The organism is Novosphingobium sp. GV079 (genome assembly GCF_003058045.1).
Classification (GTDB): Bacteria; Pseudomonadota; Alphaproteobacteria; order Sphingomonadales; family Sphingomonadaceae; genus Novosphingobium; species Novosphingobium capsulatum.
On the sequence record NZ_QBUE01000006.1, the window covers coordinates 23,624 to 40,407 of the forward strand.

General features: G+C 65.7%; 18 protein-coding genes. 13 read left to right on the forward strand and 5 right to left on the reverse strand.

Translation table 11 applies throughout. From position 1 onward, the window contains the following. Window positions 1-12: 12 nt before the first annotated feature. The 3 genes from C8K14_RS09915 to C8K14_RS09925 are packed head-to-tail and all read right to left on the reverse strand — an operon-like array spanning window position 13 to window position 2,749. The gene (locus C8K14_RS09915; protein WP_107716557.1) at window positions 13-762 is read right to left on the reverse strand and encodes an SDR family NAD(P)-dependent oxidoreductase; all 750 of its coding nucleotides are present in this window, start codon (window positions 760-762) and stop codon (window positions 13-15) included. Next, the gene (locus C8K14_RS09920) at window positions 762-2,387 is read right to left on the reverse strand and encodes an FAD-binding oxidoreductase (protein WP_107716558.1); all 1,626 of its coding nucleotides are present in this window, start codon (window positions 2,385-2,387) and stop codon (window positions 762-764) included. Before C8K14_RS09920 ends, C8K14_RS09915 begins: the two co-directional genes overlap by 1 nt. Further along, window positions 2,384-2,749, reverse strand: coding sequence for a cytochrome c (locus C8K14_RS09925; protein WP_233251008.1), 366 nt, complete (start codon window positions 2,747-2,749; stop codon window positions 2,384-2,386). The genes C8K14_RS09920 and C8K14_RS09925 overlap by 4 nt, the downstream gene beginning before the upstream one ends. A 194-nt stretch (window positions 2,750-2,943) precedes the next feature. Between C8K14_RS09925 and C8K14_RS09930 the strand changes: the two genes are divergently transcribed. The 8 genes from C8K14_RS09930 (at window position 2,944) to C8K14_RS09965 (ending at window position 10,223) form a co-directional block, all read left to right on the forward strand. Next, a complete protein-coding gene (locus C8K14_RS09930; RefSeq protein ID WP_022675209.1) occupies window positions 2,944-3,852 on the forward strand; it encodes a LysR family transcriptional regulator in 909 nt (302 codons plus the stop codon). A 100-nt stretch (window positions 3,853-3,952) separates the two neighbouring features. Next, window positions 3,953-5,068: an FAD-dependent oxidoreductase gene (locus C8K14_RS09935; RefSeq protein ID WP_054130351.1), complete on the forward strand. Its 1,116-nt coding sequence runs from the start codon at window positions 3,953-3,955 to the stop codon at window positions 5,066-5,068. Window positions 5,069-5,102: 34 nt separating this feature from the next. After that, the gene (locus C8K14_RS09940; RefSeq protein ID WP_022675207.1) at window positions 5,103-6,005 is read left to right on the forward strand and encodes a VOC family protein; all 903 of its coding nucleotides are present in this window, start codon (window positions 5,103-5,105) and stop codon (window positions 6,003-6,005) included. A gap of 5 nt (window positions 6,006-6,010) precedes the next feature. Beyond that, window positions 6,011-7,168 (forward strand): S9 family peptidase, encoded by a 1,158-nt coding sequence (locus C8K14_RS09945; RefSeq protein WP_107716559.1) that lies wholly within the window; start codon window positions 6,011-6,013, stop codon window positions 7,166-7,168. An 83-nt stretch (window positions 7,169-7,251) separates the two neighbouring features. Beyond that, window positions 7,252-8,031, forward strand: coding sequence for a cyclase family protein (locus tag C8K14_RS09950; RefSeq protein ID WP_054130353.1), 780 nt, complete (start codon window positions 7,252-7,254; stop codon window positions 8,029-8,031). A gap of 5 nt (window positions 8,032-8,036) precedes the next feature. Next, window positions 8,037-9,020, forward strand: a complete 984-nt coding sequence (locus tag C8K14_RS09955; RefSeq protein ID WP_107716679.1) for a fumarylacetoacetate hydrolase family protein — start codon at window positions 8,037-8,039, stop codon at window positions 9,018-9,020. Window positions 9,021-9,275: 255 nt separating this feature from the next. Then, window positions 9,276-9,638 (forward strand): WYL domain-containing protein, encoded by a 363-nt coding sequence (locus tag C8K14_RS09960; RefSeq protein WP_233251009.1) that lies wholly within the window; start codon window positions 9,276-9,278, stop codon window positions 9,636-9,638. A gap of 216 nt (window positions 9,639-9,854) precedes the next feature. Continuing rightward, window positions 9,855-10,223 (forward strand): PRC-barrel domain-containing protein, encoded by a 369-nt coding sequence (locus C8K14_RS09965; RefSeq protein ID WP_062785709.1) that lies wholly within the window; start codon window positions 9,855-9,857, stop codon window positions 10,221-10,223. 65 nt (window positions 10,224-10,288) lie between these two features. On the opposite strand, the gene C8K14_RS09970 is transcribed toward C8K14_RS09965, so the two are convergent. Beyond that, entirely contained in the window at window positions 10,289-11,041 is a 753-nt protein-coding gene (locus C8K14_RS09970; RefSeq protein ID WP_133726787.1) for a Crp/Fnr family transcriptional regulator, read from the reverse strand. A gap of 293 nt (window positions 11,042-11,334) precedes the next feature. Here C8K14_RS09970 and C8K14_RS09975 point away from each other — a divergent pair, with 293 nt between their 5' ends. Continuing rightward, complete coding sequence (locus C8K14_RS09975) at window positions 11,335-12,255, forward strand: SDR family oxidoreductase (protein ID WP_107716560.1); 921 nt, start codon at window positions 11,335-11,337, stop codon at window positions 12,253-12,255. Between the two features lie 68 nt (window positions 12,256-12,323). Here the strand turns inward: C8K14_RS09975 and C8K14_RS09980 are convergent, their stop codons facing one another. Further along, window positions 12,324-12,977: a Crp/Fnr family transcriptional regulator gene (locus tag C8K14_RS09980; protein WP_158271889.1), complete on the reverse strand. Its 654-nt coding sequence runs from the start codon at window positions 12,975-12,977 to the stop codon at window positions 12,324-12,326. Between the two features lie 307 nt (window positions 12,978-13,284). On the opposite strand from C8K14_RS09980, the gene C8K14_RS22850 reads away from it, so the two are divergent. The 4 genes from C8K14_RS22850 (at window position 13,285) to C8K14_RS09995 (ending at window position 16,784) form a co-directional block, all read left to right on the forward strand. Then, on the forward strand, window positions 13,285-14,775 hold the full coding sequence (locus C8K14_RS22850; protein ID WP_233251010.1) for a hemerythrin domain-containing protein: 1,491 nt from the start codon (window positions 13,285-13,287) through the stop codon (window positions 14,773-14,775). A gap of 91 nt (window positions 14,776-14,866) precedes the next feature. After that, window positions 14,867-15,862, forward strand: a complete 996-nt coding sequence (locus C8K14_RS09990) for a sensor histidine kinase (RefSeq protein ID WP_107716561.1) — start codon at window positions 14,867-14,869, stop codon at window positions 15,860-15,862. A gap of 103 nt (window positions 15,863-15,965) precedes the next feature. After that, a complete protein-coding gene (locus tag C8K14_RS22355; RefSeq protein WP_133726788.1) occupies window positions 15,966-16,160 on the forward strand; it encodes a hypothetical protein in 195 nt (64 codons plus the stop codon). Between the two features lie 39 nt (window positions 16,161-16,199). Further along, entirely contained in the window at window positions 16,200-16,784 is a 585-nt protein-coding gene (locus C8K14_RS09995) for a DUF4142 domain-containing protein (protein WP_084390954.1), read from the forward strand.

The window sequence follows — 16,784 nt, forward strand, 5'->3', positions numbered from 1 at the left end:
CGCGGACGTTTTTCAATGCGCCGTCTGCCCGCCATCGATCACGAACACCGCGCCGTTGCAGAAGCTGGCGGCATCGGAACACAGGTGCAGCACGGTGCCGGCCACTTCCTCGGGCGCGCCGGCCCGGCCAGACACGTTGTGGGCAAAGAACGCCTGCCTGAAATCGTCGCTATCGAGCCAGGCCTGCGTCATCGGTGTGGCGATGAAGCCGGGCGCGATGGCGTTGATGCGGATATGGCGCGCCGAATATTCCACCGCCGCCGCCTTGGTCAGGCCCACCACCGCATGTTTGGCGGCAACATAGTGCGCCATGTTGGGATCTGCGACGAGCCCGGCGACCGAGGCGGTGTTGACGATCGCCCCGCCGCCAATGCTGAGGAAATGGCGGATCTGCGCCTGCATGGCATAGAACACGCCCTTGATATCGACATCGAAGATCAGGTCGAGGTTTTCGGGCGGCACTTCATGGAACGGCAGCGGCGGCGGCAGCACACCGGCGTTGTTGAACGCCATGTCGAGCGAACCATAGGTATCGAGCGCCAAGGCCACGAGATCGGCATGGACACGCACATCGCGCACGTCGGCCTTGCGGAAGGTGGCGCGGCCCCCGGCATCGACGATGGCTTGCGCGATCCGCGCCGCATCCTCGTTCCAGTCGCCGATCACCACGGCGGCCCCTTCGCGGGCAAAGGCGGCGGCGGTGGCCGCGCCGATGCCGGTGGCGCCGCCGGTGATCACCACGGTCTTTCCGGTAAAACGCATCAGATGATCCCCGATTTGCCAGGCGCGAGAATCCCGTTGGGATCGATCGCGTGCTTGAGCGTTGCGTTGAAGCGGCGGTTCACCTCGCCATATTGCTGCGCCACCAGGTCCATCGAATTGACCCCGGTGCGATAGCTGGCCCAGCCCTGTGCGCCAAAGCGCACCACCAGTTCCTTGTAGCAGTCATCGGCGCGCTGGTGCTCGGCCGCATCGGCCTTGTCGAACAGCAGGGCGATGATGTGGTGCAGGTCGCGCCAGCCGATCGCGTAGGCGGCGGTATAGTCGAAGCCGTGGCGCGACACGATTTCGCGCGCCAGCGCCGTCTGCCGTTGTGCCTCCACCCCGCGCGCTGCGGCCACTGGCGCAAACCAGGCCAGGCCCCCACCCGATCCGCGCCAGCGCAACAGGCCGATCTCGTCGAGGTTGAGGCCACCTTGCATCAGGGTCTGGTGGTGGTGGAACCAGGGGTTGTCGCCCATTTCGGCCGCCGTCAGCACTTCGCCGCCACTGGCGGTGAGGCTGGCGCGGATGATCGGCTCTACCCCCGCGATCGTCTGGTCGGTGCCATAGAGCGCGAAATAGGTGTTCCACATGCCCAGCCCGTTGGCCTTGGCCGCTTTCTTGACGCTGTCATCGTCGAGCGGAGCGCCATCGGGCACGATCTCGTTGCGCCGCTTGAACATGGCGAGCTGGTAGCTTGCGCTCATCATCAGGTTGCAGTTGGCCACCAGGTTCGTCACGCGCAACGGGCGCATCGCCTCGATGATGCGGGGCACGTCGGCCATGTCGCCATGGCGCACCATGAACGGCTTGTAGACCGGCGGCCTGGGCATCAGCCACATGCCCATCTTGGTAACGATGCCAAAGTTGGATTGGGTGAAAAGCCCGTCGAGATAGGGGCCATAGCCCCACTTGAACGCCTGCCAGGCCGTGCTGCCCTTGATGCTGCCCATGCCGGTGCGCATCACCTCGCCACTGGGCAGCACCACTTCCATGCCGCACTGGAACATGAAGTGTTCGCCATAGGGCGTGTATCCCACCCCGCGATCGAGCGTATTGCCCACCGGCGAGGCGATCGGGCCGACCGTGGGCACATCGATCCACAGCGGGATCTTGTTCTCGTCGAGATAGTCCTTGAGCTGCTGATATGTGACGCCCGGCTCCAGCAGGCAGGTGCCAAGCTCGGCATCAACCTCCAGAATGCGGTTCATCCGCTTGAGATCGAGCACAACCTGCCCCGGCGTGGCCGGAGACGTCATGCCATAGCCCATGTTCTTGCCGGTCGAGACGGTCCACAGCGGCTGGCGATACTGGTTGGCGATGCGCACGATCGCCTGCACTTCTTCCAGCGATTGCGGGCAGACCGCACCCACCGGTTTGTAGCGGTGGGCCGGATCGGGGATATAGGCCTTTTCATAGGGGGCCACGGCGTCTTCATCGCCGAACACCCATTCCGCCCCGACGACACCGCGAAAGGCCTTCATCGCGCCGGTAAAGTCCGCCATGCTGCGTCCCGGGGCGAGCGGTGCCGGGCTGGCGGCGCTGGCCCCGGTGCCCAGGCCAATGCTGGCGGCACCGACCAGGCCGGCGCCAAGCAGGCCACGGCGATCGAGATCGAGGCTCATTGTCCGTGCTCCTCCTTGCGGGCCGGGCTTTGCGAAACCCATTGCGACAGGGCATCGAGTTCGGCGGGGGTAATTTCGGTGGGGCGGAACGCCGGCATCGCGTTTTGCCCGTGGCGCACGATATAGTGGACAGCCTCGGCCGGCAGGCCACGACCCAGGATGATCGGGCCCACGTTGCGGCCATGGCAATAGCCGCAAACCTTGGCATAGACCTGTTCCGGGCTGCGCTGGGGCAAGACTTTACCCAGTGCCTGGCGCACGGGTAGAGCCATAGCCGGAGCGCCTCCTTGCTGGGCAAGCGCGGGCATCGCCGGCAGCGGCAGGGCAGCCGCCAGCATGATCAGCATGGACCTTGTCATCATCCCCTCTTGTCTGCCGGGCCGCGCGTTTGTGCCTGCGCGTGCCCTGCCCTTTAGGGTGTATCCCCCGCCCCGCCCGCGCGCCACGGCCAGCGGCAGCCAGCGTTTCACGCGGTGAAAACAGCGCGCACAACGCAGACAGGGCAATCGATCCACGCTATGGATCGATCTTCCCTCAAACTATCGACGAATGGCAGATGCGCTTCAAAGGTCTCGATCTCAACCTTCTGGCCGCATTCGACGTGCTGCTGGAAAGCCGCAGCGTTTCGGCCGCCGCACGGCAGATGAACCTGAGCCAGCCGGCGATGAGCGCGGCGCTGACCCGCCTGCGCGAATACTTTGCCGACGAGCTGCTGGTGGTTCAGGGCAAGCGCATGTACCCAACCGCCTTTGCCGAGGCGCTGGTGCCACAGGTGCGCGATACTCTGCGCTCGGTCGAGGCGATGCTGGCGGCCTCCAACCGGTTTGATCCGGCGACCACGCAGCGCACGTTCCGCCTTGTGGCGTCGGATTATGTCGTCACCGCCGTGCTTGCCCCCCTGCTGCAGGCCTTGCCGCGCCTGGCGCCTGGCCTGCGCATCGAACTGGTGCTGCCCAGCGACGCTGCCCATACCGAACTGCGCGAAGGACGCGCCGACCTGCTGATCGCACCGGAGCAATTCATCCTGTCGGACCATCCCAGCGAATTGCTGTGCGAGGAACGCCACGTGGTGATCGGCTCCAGCCACAACGCCGCCTTTGCCGATGGCGGCCCCAGCCTGGAGGCATTTCTGACCGCCGGCCATGTCTCGGTGCGGATCGGCGCCTTGCGCGATCATGCCTTTGCCGATCGCCAGCTCAACCAGATGGGACTGGAACGCAGGATCGAGATCGAGGTGCCTTCGTTCAGCACGATCCCGTGGGTGTTGATGGACACGCAGCGCCTGGCGGTTATTCAGGAGCGGCTGGCCCGCCGCCTGGTCGCGGCCTTTCCGCTGGCGATGGCGCCGCTGCCGTTCGCGTTTCAGCCGATGCGCGAAATGGTGCAATATCACCGCACGCGCAGCAGCGACGAGGGGCTGCGCTGGCTGATGGCCCGCCTGCGCGAAGTGGCCTATCGCAGTTGATCCATTCCATGGATGGATGATGATCAAAACAATCTAGTATCCAAATTCGTATTCACCCCTAGGATGCAGGTCATAACCAGCCCTTGGGGAGAGACCTGACGTGCAAGACTTGCCCGTGCTTGTGGTGGGCGCCGGAATCGGCGGCCTTTCCGCCGCCATCGCGCTGCGCCGCGCCGGCCACCGTGTCACCGTGATTGAAAAAGACCCGACCTGGTCGGTCTATGGCGTGGGCATCATCCAGCAGTCCAACGTGGTGCGGGCGATGGAACAGCTGGGCGTGCTCGATGCCTTCCTCGATGCCGCCTGCGGATTTGACGCGGTGGAAATCTATGTGCCCGATGGCACCCGCGTGGCGCGCGTGCCCACCCCGTCGCTGGTCGAAGGACGCCCGTCGAACGTGGGCATTGGCCGCCGCGCGCTGCAGAAGGTGCTGGGCGACAGCGCCCGCGAACTGGGCGCCGACATCCGCCTGGGCCTGACGGTCACCGCGCTGGACGAAGCCGATGATGGCGTGGACGTGACGCTGTCCGACGGCAGCACCGCGCGCTATGCCGTGGTGATCGGCGCCGACGGCGTCTATTCGCAGACCCGCCAGATGATCCTGCCCGATGCGGAAAAGCCGCAGTTCACGGGCCAGGCGGTGTGGCGCTACAACTTCCCCCGCCCGGCCGATCTCGATGCGCTGCACGTCTACAACGGCCGCATCGGCATTGGCCTGGTGCCGGTATCGCGCGACACGATCTACATGTACGTCACCACGCCCGAGCCGGACAACCCGCGCTATCCGCGCGAGGGGCTGGCCGCTGCGATGCGCGGCAAGCTGGTTGGCGCCGCGCCGCAGATCCAGGCCCTCGCCAGCCAGATCACCGATGATGACGGCGTGGTCTATCGTCCGCTGGAAGGCATGATGATCCATGGCCCCTGGCACAAGGGCCACGTGGTTCTGCTGGGCGATGCCGTCCACGCCACGACCCCACACCTGGGCCAGGGTGCCGGCATGGCGATCGAGGATGCCCTGGTACTGGCCGAGGAACTGACCGCGGCCGACAGCGTGGAAGAGGCGTTCAGCGCCTATCGCGCCCGGCGCTATGAACGCTGCCGCTATATCGTCGAAAGCTCGCTCGCCATCTGCATGGGCCAGTTGGGCAAGGGCCCGCCGATCGACAACCACAAGGCCACGGCTGAGATGTTTGCCATGGTCGCCCAACCGATCTGATCTTTTTTGCCTTCTTGCCAAGGATTGCCAAGCGATGAGCCGAGTGACCGAAATCCGCTATGTCGGATATGGCGTCGAAAACTATGACGCCGAACGCGCCTTTTACGCCGATGACTGGGGCCTGGACGAAGTGGCCGCCACCGATGACATGGTGTGGTTCAAGGCCCAGGGCCATGACGAACACCATGTCGTGCGCCTGCACAAGGCCGAGGTGAACCACGTCGAAGTGATCGCCTTTGCCGCCGACACCCCGGCCGATGTCGACGCGCTGCACGACAAGATCATCGCTGCCGGCTGCAAGGTGATCCATGCCCCTGCCACGATGGATGCGCCGGGTGGCGGCTATGGCTTCCGCTTCTTCTCGCCCGATGGCCTGCCGTTCGAGATTTCGGCCGATGTCGCCCGTGGCGACAAGCGCACGCTCGCGCATTGGGAAGGCGTGCCGGTCAAGATCAGCCACATCGTCATGCACTCGCCCGATCACCAGGCGATGGTCAAGTTCTTTACCGATGTGCTGGGCTTCAAGGTCTCTGACTGGCTGGGCGATTTCATGTGCTTCCTGCGCTGCAACGAAGCCCACCACCGCGTTGCCATCCTGCCTGGGCCGCCCTGCCTCAACCACGTGGCCTATGACATGCTCTCGGTGGACGACATGATGCGCGGCGCCAGCCGCCTCAAGAAGCGCGGCACCGATCTGCGCTGGGGCCCGGGCCGCCACACCGCCGGCAACAACACCTTCAGCTATTTCACCACGCCCGCCGGCTTTGCCGTGGAATACACCGCAGACCTGGACCAGGTCGATTTCGAAACGCACGAGGCCCAGGTCCATGTGCCGGCGCCCTCGATCATGGACCAGTGGGGCATTGGCGTGGGCGGCCCGCAGACCATGCCGCATCCGGCGCCCGATGCGCGCCTGTTCCAGCCGGCCGGGGTTTGATCGTCATGGCGCTGTTTGAATACTTTCCGAACTATATCTGGAACCTGTCGGTCGCGATCGCGATGGAATCGGGTGGCCGCATCGGCGAAATCGTCGACATGTGCCAGCCGATCAAGGACGCGGCGGCCAACGGTGCCGACGCCGGCACGCCGCAGTTCATGAAGGCCTGGGTCGCCATGGGCGACAAGCTGCAGGAACTGGCCGGCGAGGACGAAGCCAAGGGTCGCATGCTCTCGGCCTCGAACAAGCTGGAGCGCGCCTCGCTCTATCTGTTCACCGCCGAGCGCATGCAGGGCCATGGCGCGCCGGGGCGCAAGGAAACCTATGCCAAGGCGCGCGCGGCGTTCGACAAGTCGACCCAGCTGGGCAAGATCAACCGCGAACGCGTGGAAATCCCGCTGGAAAACGGCACGATGCCGGCCCTGTTCACCCGCGCGCCGGGCGAAGGGGCAAAGCCGGTGGTGGTGTTCTGCAACGGTCTCGATAGCTGCAAGGAACTGCTCTACTGGACCAACCTGCCGACCGAACTGGCACGCCGCGGCATTTCCACGCTGTGCGTCGATCAGCCCGGCTCGGGCGAGACGCTGCGCCTGCAAGACCTGCCGGTCGATCCGCATTCGGAAAGCTGGGCTTCGCGGGCGGTGGACTGGCTGGAACAGCAGCCCGAAGTCGATCCCAAGGCGATCGGCATGACCGGCATTTCGCTGGGCGGGCACTTTGCCCCGCGTGCGGTTGCCTATGAACCGCGCTTCGCCTCGGGCGCAGTGTGGGGTGCCAACCACAACTGGCGCGAAGTGCAGGACAAGCGCATGGCGCGCGAAGGCGAAAACCCCGTGCCGCACTATTGGGCACACGTGCACTGGGCATTCGGCGCCAAGGACCAGGACGATTTCCTCGCCAAGTCCGAAGCGATGAACCTAAATGGCCACATGGATCGCATCAAGGTGCCGTTCCTGGTCACCCACGGGGCCAACGATCGCCAGATCAGCGTGGCCTATGCCGATGATCTCTATGACCAGCTGGTCAATTCGCCGCGCCGCGAAAAGGTGATCTTCACCCCGCGCGAAGGTGGCGTGGAGCATGTCGGGGCCGACAACATGTCGTATGGCCGCGATCTGCTGGCCGATTGGTTTGCCGAAACCCTGGGCGGCCATACCGCCTGATACGCTACGCCTGACAAGACAAGGATGCCGGCGGCGCGCACTTTCGTGCTTGCCGCCGGCATCACCAAGAGAGGATCCCCCCGATGGCCCGCCGTTTCATCGACCTGTCGATCACCCTGTGCAACGACGTGGTCAGCGACCCACCGTTCATGCGCCCCGAGATCACCTATCAGACCCACCCCGATACCGTGGGCGAACTCGGCCATTTCTTTCCCGGCGTGACGCAGGAAGACACCATCGATGGCGCCGGCTTTGCCGCGGCGGAATGGGTCAAGCTCACCACGCACAACGGCACGCATCTTGATGCGCCGTGGCATTTCCACCCCACCATGGACGGTGGCAAGCGCGCCATCACCATCGATGAAGTGCCGCTCGAATGGTGCTTCCAGCCCGGGGTGAAGCTGGACTTCCGGCACTTTCCCGACGGCTATGTGGTCACCGCGCAAGACGTGGAAGACGAACTCGCCCGCATCGGCCACGATCTGCAGCCACTCGATATCGTGCTGGTCAACACGGCCGCTGGTGGCGCCCTGGGCCGCCCGGATTTCGTCAACGTGGGCTGCGGCATGGGCTATGAAGCCACGATGTACCTGACCACGCGCGGCGTGAAGGTGACCGGCACCGACGCCTGGAGCTGGGACGCACCGTTCAGCTATACTGCGGAAAAGGTCAAGGAAACCGGCGATACCTCGCTGATCTGGGAAGGCCACAAGGCGGGCCGCGACATCGGCTATTGCCACCTGGAAAAGCTGCACAACCTTGAAAGCCTGCCGCCGCACGGGTTCATTGTCAGCTGTTTCCCGCACAAGATCCAGGGCGCATCGGCCGGGTGGACCCGCGCCGTCGCGATCATCGAGGAGTGACCGCGATGCGCCTGGCAACCTTGCGCAATGGCACGCCCGATGGGCAGCTGGTGGTCGTCTGCGCTGCCGGGGTGCGCTACCTGCCTGCCGGCCCCGCCCTGCCCAACCTGCTGACCGCGATCGAGAACTGGAGCAGCGCGGAAGCCACGCTGGCCGCGCTCGCCAGCGAGCTGGCCGATGGCGCTGGCCTGCCGCTCGACCCCGCGCAACTCGCCGCGCCGCTGCCGCGCACCTGGCAATGGCTCGATGGTTCGGCCTTTGGCACGCATGGTGACCTGATGCAGGTGGCCTTCAACATGCCGCCGATCGAAACCGATCTGCCCCTGATGTATCAGGGCATGTCGGACCGTTTCTATGGCCCGACTGATCCGGTGCCCTTTGCCGATCCTGCCCATGGCATCGATTTCGAAGGCGAATTTGGCGTGATCGTGGACGCGGTGCCGATGGGCACCAGCGCGCGCGATGCCGCCGCACACATCAAGCTGGTGGTGCAGATCAATGACTGGTCGTTGCGCACGCTGGCCCCGATCGAGATGAAGACCGGGTTCGGCTGGGTCCAGGCCAAGCCGGCGTGCAGCATGGCGCCCTTTGCCGTGCCGCCGGCCGCGCTGGGTCAAGGCTGGCATGACAATCGCGTCGCGCTGGACCTGGTGGTGGATTGGAACGGAGCACCGTTCGGTCACGCCAATGGCCGCGCCATGGATTTCAGTTTTGCCGAACTGGTGGCCCATGCCGCCCGGACGCGCGATCTGGTCGCCGGCACGGTGATCGGATCGGGCACGGTATCGAACCCGGAATATGCCACGGTGGGATCGAGCTGCATTTCCGAACGCCGCGCGATCGAGATCATCGCCGCTGGCAAGCCAGCCACCGCCTTCATGGCGATCGGGGATCGCGTGCGGATGGAAGCGCGCGCCGCCGATGGCAGCACCCCGTTTGGCGCGATTGACCAGCAGGTGGTGCAAGCCTCCCTCACCGCCGCAAGCTGAGCGATATCTGAAAAGTTGGCGGGGCGAAGTGCGGCGCCCCGCCAAAAGTTCAGGGAGATCAGGACGGCAGCCAGCCATCCGCAAGCGGGCAGAGGGTCATGCCCGTTGCCCGATCGGTTTATTGATAATGGATATCAATTGCAAGAGCAAAATATGCGCGTTGCCCTGCGCCTGTTTCGATTTGGAATTTGTGGCGCGCCCTGCGCAACCGTTCACACGATTGCCCTGAACCCGCGATTATCCTAGTGTGTTGCGATGCAGCAGAATCAGAATTCCTCGGGAACCCCCGAAACGGCGGATAGCGCGCCCGATATCGAGCAGTCGGTGCACATGCTGGGCTTTGCCATCGCCAACAAGCTGTGCGTGCGCGCGGTCTATAATCGCGGCAGCGTGACACTGGCACCGCATGCGCTGTTCGAACGTCACGGGGCGCCGCACATCGATGCCGTGGTGCACGATCGCGATGGCGTGGCCCCGGCCGAAGAAAAGCTCGGCACGTTCCGCCTCTCGGGCCTGCGCGATGTGATCCTCACGTCCGAGCCGGCCAAGGTCTTTGCCGGGTTCGATCCGGCCGACGAACGCTATGGCGAAAAGCTGCTGGCCGCCATCGCGGTCTGAGCACGCCTTCCCCCCTTTTCAACCATAATGGGCGGGCATCCTTGGTGATGGCCGCCCTTTCTTTTTGCGCGCCTTCCGCGCCGCCTGACGCTGCATCCTTGCATGGATCAGTATGCCGCTCTGCCCGGCGCAAGGTGGGCACGGCCTGTCCTTGGCACCGGCCCCATCGTATCGGCCGGGCAGTTGATGACGCAAACCTCTACGCAGGAGAGCGCCATGTCTGACAGCATTGCCACCGATGAAACCACCCGCCTGATCGCCTCAAACAAGGTGGACGGCACGGCCGTCTATAACCCCGATGGCGAGCGTCTCGGCTCGATCCACAACTTCATGGTCAACAAGCGCACCGGCACCGTCGAGTATGCCGTGCTGCAATTCGGCGGCATTCTTGGCTTTGGCAGCGATTATTACCCGCTGCCCTGGAACACGCTGAACTATGATAGCGGTCAGGGCGGCTATGTCGTCAACCTGAGCCGCGAAACCCTGGAATCCGCCCCGCACTACCAGGCCACCGAAGAACCGGTCCATGACATTGACTATGGCCGCCGGGTCCATTCGCACTACGGCGTGTCCTACCCCTACTGATCGCGTCATACCGCCCAGGTTCGCGCGGGAAGGCCGGCCCTGCCCTTTGGCAAGGCCGGCCTTTTTCATGGGCTCGGCGCGGCGCTGTGGTGGCCGTGCGGCTCAAGATAGGCAGGGTCGAACAGCGCATGCTGTGCCAAGGCCCGCAATTGCAGGATGCGCAGCACGCGGTTTTCCAGATCGATCAGGCCTTGCCGCCGCATGTCGCGCAACACGCGATTGACGTGCACCGGGGTCAACCCGGTCGCCTCGGCCAGTTCCACCTGCGTGACCGGAAAGGCAAAACCGTTGCCCTGGGCCAAACCGATGGCATGCAGGCGGTGATGCAATTCGCAGAACAGGTGGCCGATCCGCTCGAACGCGGCGCGCTGCCCCACGTTGACCAGCCACCGCCGCAAAACCGCCTCTGCCACGCGGTTTTGCAAGGCCAGCGCCGTGGCAATGGCGGGGTGGGCCTTGGCCACCGCCTCCAACGCGCTGGTCGGGATTGGTGCGATGATCGCCGGGGTCAGTGCCAGGATCGAAAAGTCCATGCGCGCCTCACCCAGCGGTTGCCACAGGATATCGCCGGGCAGATGGAATGCGGTGATCTGGCGGCGGCCATCGGGCAGCATCACCTGGTGGCACGCCCACCCTTCCAGCAGCACGTGCACGTGGCCGGGCCGGTCGCCTTCGCGCAGGAACTCGCGGCGCGCCGCCACGCGGCGACGCGGGACGGCGCAGAGCCGTTCCACCGCGCGCACGTCGTTCTCGTCCAGCGGAAAGCAGCATGACAGGCGCCGGGCCAGGGCATTGAACAGCATCGAAGGCAGGCTCAAGGCAGATCAAAGGCGGTGATGCGCGTTCCGGCAGCAGTCACGGCGGCAGTCACAAGAGACATGGCGCAAGCGAAGCAGGGGTACACGCCAGAACGGGCATCGCAGTGGCGCGGCAACATCGCATCCTCAAACCTGGGGCGCGCCTTCCGCGCCGTCGGCAGCCTTATGAAATGACTGTCACATGCCCTTCTTCACATATGTAAAGCCTTGCCACCTTTTCTTGTTTTCGGGGTTTTTAAGGCATCCCGCGTGCGCCTCGCGTGCGCCTTATCCCCCTGCAAGGACCATCTTTCATGACCACGTCGCACCCCGCCAGCCTGGGCAAGCTGGGCGAGACCCCGCCCGAACACGAAGCCAAGGCCGCCGATGCCCAGGCCGGCACCGCCGCCGCGCCCGATCGCCAGGGGCAGGAGCAGGCGCTGAACCGCGAACCGAAATGGCAGCCGGTCTATCCCGGCTCGGGACGCCTGGCTGGCAAGGTGGCGATCGTTACCGGCGGCGACAGCGGCATTGGCCGCGCGGTGGCCGCGCTGTTTGCCCGCGAGGGCGCCAACGTGGCGATCGTCTATCGCCAGGACAGCAAGGACGCGCAGGACACCGCCGCCATCGTCGCCCAGGAAGGCGCAAGGGCGGTCACCCTGCAAGGAGACGTGGGCGATCCCGCATTCTGCCAGCAGGCGGTGGACGCGGTCATCGATCGCTTTGGCCGGCTGGACGTGCTGGTCAACAATGCCGGTGAGCAGCACCCGGCAAAGGACATTCGCGATATTACCCCGGAACAGCTCGATGCCACGTTCCGCACCAATATCTTTGGCATGTTCCACATGGTCCAGGCCGCTGTGGGCCACCTTGGCGCCGGCAGCGCGATCATCAATTGCACCAGCGTGACGATGTACAAGGGCGCGCCGCAACTGCTGGACTATAGCGCGACCAAGGGAGCGATCACGGCGTTTACCCGCTCGCTCAGCCAGAACCTGGTGGACAAGGGCATTCGCGTGAATGCCGTGGCACCCGGCCCGATCTGGACCCCGCTCAACCCGCAGGGCGGCGCCGATCCGGACAAGGTGCGCCACTTTGGCGAGGATACGCCGATGGGCCGGCCGGGCGAACCCAACGAAGTGGCGCCGGCGTTCCTGTTCCTGGCCTGTGCCGATGGCAGCTATATGAGCGGGCAGGTGCTTCACCCCAACGGCGGCACCGTGGTCAACGGCTGACCAGCCAGCGTGGCGATGTGCGTGGCCTGGCTGGAACGGCGCCCCCGTGCCAGCCAGGCCGTCCGGCCTCAGGCCGCGCGGGGCACGCGCGGTTCGGGGTCGAGCGGCACTTCGCCCAGCCGCTTGAGCGCAGCCAGATCGCGCACCTGCATCCACCGCCCCTTGAGATCGACCAACCCCTCGCCGCGCAGGGTCTGCAACACGCGGTTCACGTGGACCGGGGAAATACCGACGATATCGGCAAAGTCATACTGGGTCAGCGGCATGGCGCACCGATCCTGCACCACGCGGTTGCGCGCGGCCAGCCGGCTGTGCAACTCGCACAGCAGGTTGCACAGCCGCTCGGTCGCGGTCATCCGGCCCAGGTTAAAGATCCACTTTTCGCGGTTGCGCAGCAAGGCCAGCATCGCGTCGAGCACGCGGATCATGCTGTCTTCCTCGTGCGGCGCGCGGGCCTGGATGCGGCTGTGCGGCAGCATGCGCGCACGCACCCGCGTCAACGCCACGATCGGCAAGGTGGCGCGGCCTTGCAACAGCCATTGCGGCTCGCAATAGTCGCCGGGAAGAAACAGCGTGATGATCTGGCGCCGGCCATCGGGCAACAGGCGGTATTGCGCCGCCCAGCCTTCCTCGATGCGCAGCACGTAATCCTTGCGTTCGTCCGCGCGGGCCAGAAATTCGTGGCGACGGTATGTGCACACCTGGCTTGGCGCGCGGGTCATATCCTGCGTCATATCCTTTCCCCTGATTTGCGGCGTGATGCCTTTGGCGAATCAGCGGAAAATCTAGGTTCCATCCATTCCGGACAATTCACATAGGTTTGCTTTGGCCGTTCCCATCGACCAGCCGTGGCACTGGGCAGACCAACCGCATCTTGCCCCAAGAGACAGATTGCAAATTGCACACATGGGATAGCCGCGCGGACATTGTGCGCCGTTCGCACGCTTCTCCTTCCGCAACGGGCGCCAGTCGCCCTGCCGGGCTTGCCCTTCGGCACTGCCCCAACCCCATGCGAAGGAGATCGGCCCGATGGCCAGCAACAGCACCCCTTCCCCTGCAACGCAGCCGGCGCAGACCGGGCAGGCCACCCCTGGCCAGGCTGCCGCATCATCGTCCGAAGCCGACAAGATCCACGCCGCCAAGACCGATACGGCAAAGGCAGGGGGCAAGGCGGCAAGCGGACGACGCGGACCGCGCGCCGCATCGCAAGGCAGCGCCGCGACCACCAGCAAGACCGCCAATGCCGACAAGAGCGCCCACAAGAGCGCCGACAAGGGCTCCAATTCGAGCAGGGCCGATGGCGAGGCGATCCGCATGCTCCAGAAAGACCATCGCCAGGTCGAAAAGCTGTTCAAGGAGTTCGAGAGCGCCAGCGGCAGCCGCAAGGACGCGATCGTTACCGAGGTGTGCCAGGCGCTTACCCTGCACACCATGCTGGAAGAGGAGGTCTTCTATCCCGCCTGCCGCGCCGCAGCCGATGAAGACGACGATCTCGACGAAGCACAGGTGGAACACGACAGCGCCAAGGTGCTGATCGCCGACCTGGCACGCAGCGCCCGCGGCGATCCGTTCCGCGACGCCAAGTTCACGGTGCTGGCTGAGCAGATCCGGCACCATGTCAAGGAAGAGGAAGGCGACGACGGCATTTTCGCCCAGGCGCGCGAATCCGGCATCGATACTCCCGAACTTGCAGCGCAGCTGAAAGAACTGCGCAGCGAACTGGAGGCCGAGGATCGGCTTCCGCCCCAGGCACCGGTTTCATTCGGCGCCTTTCCCAGGGCAAATGCCCACAATACCCAGGAGAGAACCATGGCAAGTTATCAAGGACGCGACAACGGCGATTATGGTCGAAGTGGCCGAGACGAGCGTGGCCGGTTTGCCGGTCAGGGCGGCCGCCGCAGCGAAGAAGATGACCGTCGCGGCGGACGCGGCAGCCAGGATCGCCCGCGCGACGACGAAGGCCGCTTTATGAGCGATGATCGCGGCCGGTCGAGCCGGGGGCGTGACGATGACGATCGCGACTATCGCAGCCGGGGCGCCAGCAGCCGGGGCCGCGATGACCGCGACGATGATCGGGGCAATGATCGCGGCGGGCGCGGACACGGCGGCTGGTTCGGCGACTCCCAGGGCCATTCGGAGGCCTCGCGCCGAGGCTGGGAACGGTCTGACCATGACGGCAGCGGCTGGTATGGCGATTCCCGTGGCCATTCCGAAGCCTCGCGCCGTGGCTGGGAAAATTCCGACCACGAAGGCAGCGGCTGGTATGGCGATCCGCGTGGTCATTCCGAAGCGTCGCGCAAGGGCTGGGACGATCGCGGCAGCGCGTCGCGCAGCGGCCGCCACGACGATGACGACGGGCGCCGCAGCAGCCGGGGCCGCGACGACCATGACGACGATCGGGGCCGCTCGCGCCGCATGAGCCATGATGATGATGACCGCGATCGCGGCCACGGCGGCTGGTTCGGCGATTCCCGCGGCCATTCGGAAGCATCGCGCAGGGGGTGGGAAGGCCGCCACTGATGCCACTTGCTTCCAGACGGACCGGCCCCTTCACGGGGCCGGTCTTGTGCCTGTCAATCAAGCGCCGCGGCTTTCCTGACAAGGCGCGCCGGTGACGCGGATCGAAGCGGTTCGCCGCACCATTTTGCTCGATCTCACCCCATGGCAAAGGCTGTCAGGCATTGCCGTGGCGATCGCCGTGCCTGCTACCTTGCGCTGGGCATTGGGGCAGGCAGGCGAGGCAGTGCCGTTTGCGCCGTTCTTTCCGTTCGTGCTGCTGGCGGCGGTGTTCATGGGCTGGCGCGCCGCGCTGGTCGTGGCGATCACCACCACGCTGATGGTGGAATGGGTGTTCCGTGGCGGCAGCCCATCCCTGCTCGATCCCCACCGCCTGACGCTGGCGCTGCTGATCGCGCTGGCCAACCTGGCGCTGATTGCCGTGGGCGACACGCTCCGCCGCACGGTGCGCCAGCTCGATGCTCTGGCGCGCGAACAGGATATCATCGCGCGCGAGATGTATCATCGCGTGCAGAACGCGCTTGGCGTGGTCCAGGCGCTGATCCGCGTATCGCACGCCGGCGATGATACCGAACGGTTCCGCCAGGATCTTTTGGCCCGGGTGCAGGCGCTGGCCAATGCCAACCGCCTGCTCGACAGCCCACCGGGGAACACCAAAGGCGCGCAGCCTCGCAGCGTGACCGAGGCGCGGCAACCTGCCGATGGCACGGGGCTGAACCTGGCGCAGCTGGTGCGCACCGCGATCGCCCCGTTTCACAAGGACGATGCGTTCCACATCGCAGGCCCGCCCTTCCTGATCGAGCGCGAGCCCGCTTATCATCTGCTGCTGGTGCTGCATGAATTGTGCACCAATGCGCTCAAGCACGGCGCGCTGTCTGATCCGCGTGGGCGGGTGAGCATCGGCTGGAGCGCCGATGGCGTGCTGCTGTGGCGCGAGAATGGCGGGCCGCCGGTGCTGCCGCCCAGTCGCCAGGGCCTGGGCACGCGGATGTTCGCGCGCCAGCAGCACTGGACACTGGAACGCGATTTCGCGCCCAGCGGCCTGACGTGCCGCATCGCGCTGCGCGCCCGCGCCACCGTGCGGCGCTGATCGGCGACGCTGGCGGCGGCGCGATTGCACTTACCCATGTTGGGGGCGAGCAACATACCATTACGGTCGGGGCTTGTTGGTACATCCTCCCAGGAGTTCCAAGATGACCCAGCCCCAGCCCGCGTGCGCGGTTGCCATGCCCGCCCTGCCCCGCCCGACTACGCGCCGCCCGGCCACACCCGTGCCGCTGCATCCCTGGCATGAACGGCTGCCCGACCCGGATCTGCGGCCGCGCCTTTTGCCCGGCAGCGTCAGCCCGCAAGCCATTCGCGTGCCGCCCTCGCCCAGCCGGCATTGACGGCCGGATCAGCGAGACTGCCCAAAAGGAGAGAGTATCATGCCCAGATTTCCATTCGCGCCGGTGGCTGCCTGTGCCATGCTGCTGCCCTCGCTTGCTACGGCGCAGGGCCTGGCCCCAACCCAGCCGACGGCACCCCCATCGCCTGCCGACACCATGGCGCCGCTTGACGCGCCGGCCTACCTGGCCAAGGCCGCTGCGGGCGACCGGTTCGAGATCGAATCCTCCCGCCTGATCCTGGCCAAGTCCCCCAGTGCCAAGGTGGCAAGCTTTGCCCGGATGATGATTGCCGACCATACGCATTCCACCGCGCGGCTCGCCCAGGCGGCGCGCCAGGATGGCTTGGCCATGCCGGCACCGGCGCTCGATTCCACGCAGGCGGCCGCGCTCGACGGGTTGCGCCAGGCGCAGGGGGAGACAGCGCAGAACGTTTACCTGGCTGCGCAGCGCGATGCCCACACGGCGGCACTGGCGCTGCATCGCGCCTATGCCGACAAGGGCAACAAACCGGCCTTGCGGGCGGCCGCCAACGCCATCGCGCCAGTGGTAGCCCGCCATGCCGACATGCTGGCCCAGATCGGCGGGCAGGAAGCCCAGGCGCCAGACACCTCACGCGGGCGCTGA

What these genes read in the sequence shown, in the direction of transcription:
- C8K14_RS09915 (WP_107716557.1), bottom strand. Translation starts at nt 762, where the DNA reads ATGCGTTTTACCGGAAAGACCGTGGTGATCACCGGCGGCGCCACCGGC.
- C8K14_RS09920 (WP_107716558.1), bottom strand. Translation starts at nt 2,387, where the DNA reads ATGAGCCTCGATCTCGATCGCCGTGGCCTGCTTGGCGCCGGCCTGGTC.
- C8K14_RS09925 (WP_233251008.1), bottom strand. Translation starts at nt 2,749, where the DNA reads ATGATGACAAGGTCCATGCTGATCATGCTGGCGGCTGCCCTGCCGCTG.
- C8K14_RS09930 (WP_022675209.1), top strand. Translation starts at nt 2,944, where the DNA reads ATGCGCTTCAAAGGTCTCGATCTCAACCTTCTGGCCGCATTCGACGTG.
- C8K14_RS09940 (WP_022675207.1), top strand. Translation starts at nt 5,103, where the DNA reads ATGAGCCGAGTGACCGAAATCCGCTATGTCGGATATGGCGTCGAAAAC.
- C8K14_RS09945 (WP_107716559.1), top strand. Translation starts at nt 6,011, where the DNA reads ATGGCGCTGTTTGAATACTTTCCGAACTATATCTGGAACCTGTCGGTC.
- C8K14_RS09950 (WP_054130353.1), top strand. Translation starts at nt 7,252, where the DNA reads ATGGCCCGCCGTTTCATCGACCTGTCGATCACCCTGTGCAACGACGTG.
- C8K14_RS09955 (WP_107716679.1), top strand. Translation starts at nt 8,037, where the DNA reads ATGCGCCTGGCAACCTTGCGCAATGGCACGCCCGATGGGCAGCTGGTG.
- C8K14_RS09960 (WP_233251009.1), top strand. Translation starts at nt 9,276, where the DNA reads ATGCAGCAGAATCAGAATTCCTCGGGAACCCCCGAAACGGCGGATAGC.
- C8K14_RS09965 (WP_062785709.1), top strand. Translation starts at nt 9,855, where the DNA reads ATGTCTGACAGCATTGCCACCGATGAAACCACCCGCCTGATCGCCTCA.
- C8K14_RS09975 (WP_107716560.1), top strand. Translation starts at nt 11,335, where the DNA reads ATGACCACGTCGCACCCCGCCAGCCTGGGCAAGCTGGGCGAGACCCCG.
- C8K14_RS09980 (WP_158271889.1), bottom strand. Translation starts at nt 12,977, where the DNA reads ATGACCCGCGCGCCAAGCCAGGTGTGCACATACCGTCGCCACGAATTT.
- C8K14_RS22850 (WP_233251010.1), top strand. Translation starts at nt 13,285, where the DNA reads ATGGCCAGCAACAGCACCCCTTCCCCTGCAACGCAGCCGGCGCAGACC.
- C8K14_RS22355 (WP_133726788.1), top strand. Translation starts at nt 15,966, where the DNA reads ATGACCCAGCCCCAGCCCGCGTGCGCGGTTGCCATGCCCGCCCTGCCC.
- C8K14_RS09995 (WP_084390954.1), top strand. Translation starts at nt 16,200, where the DNA reads ATGCCCAGATTTCCATTCGCGCCGGTGGCTGCCTGTGCCATGCTGCTG.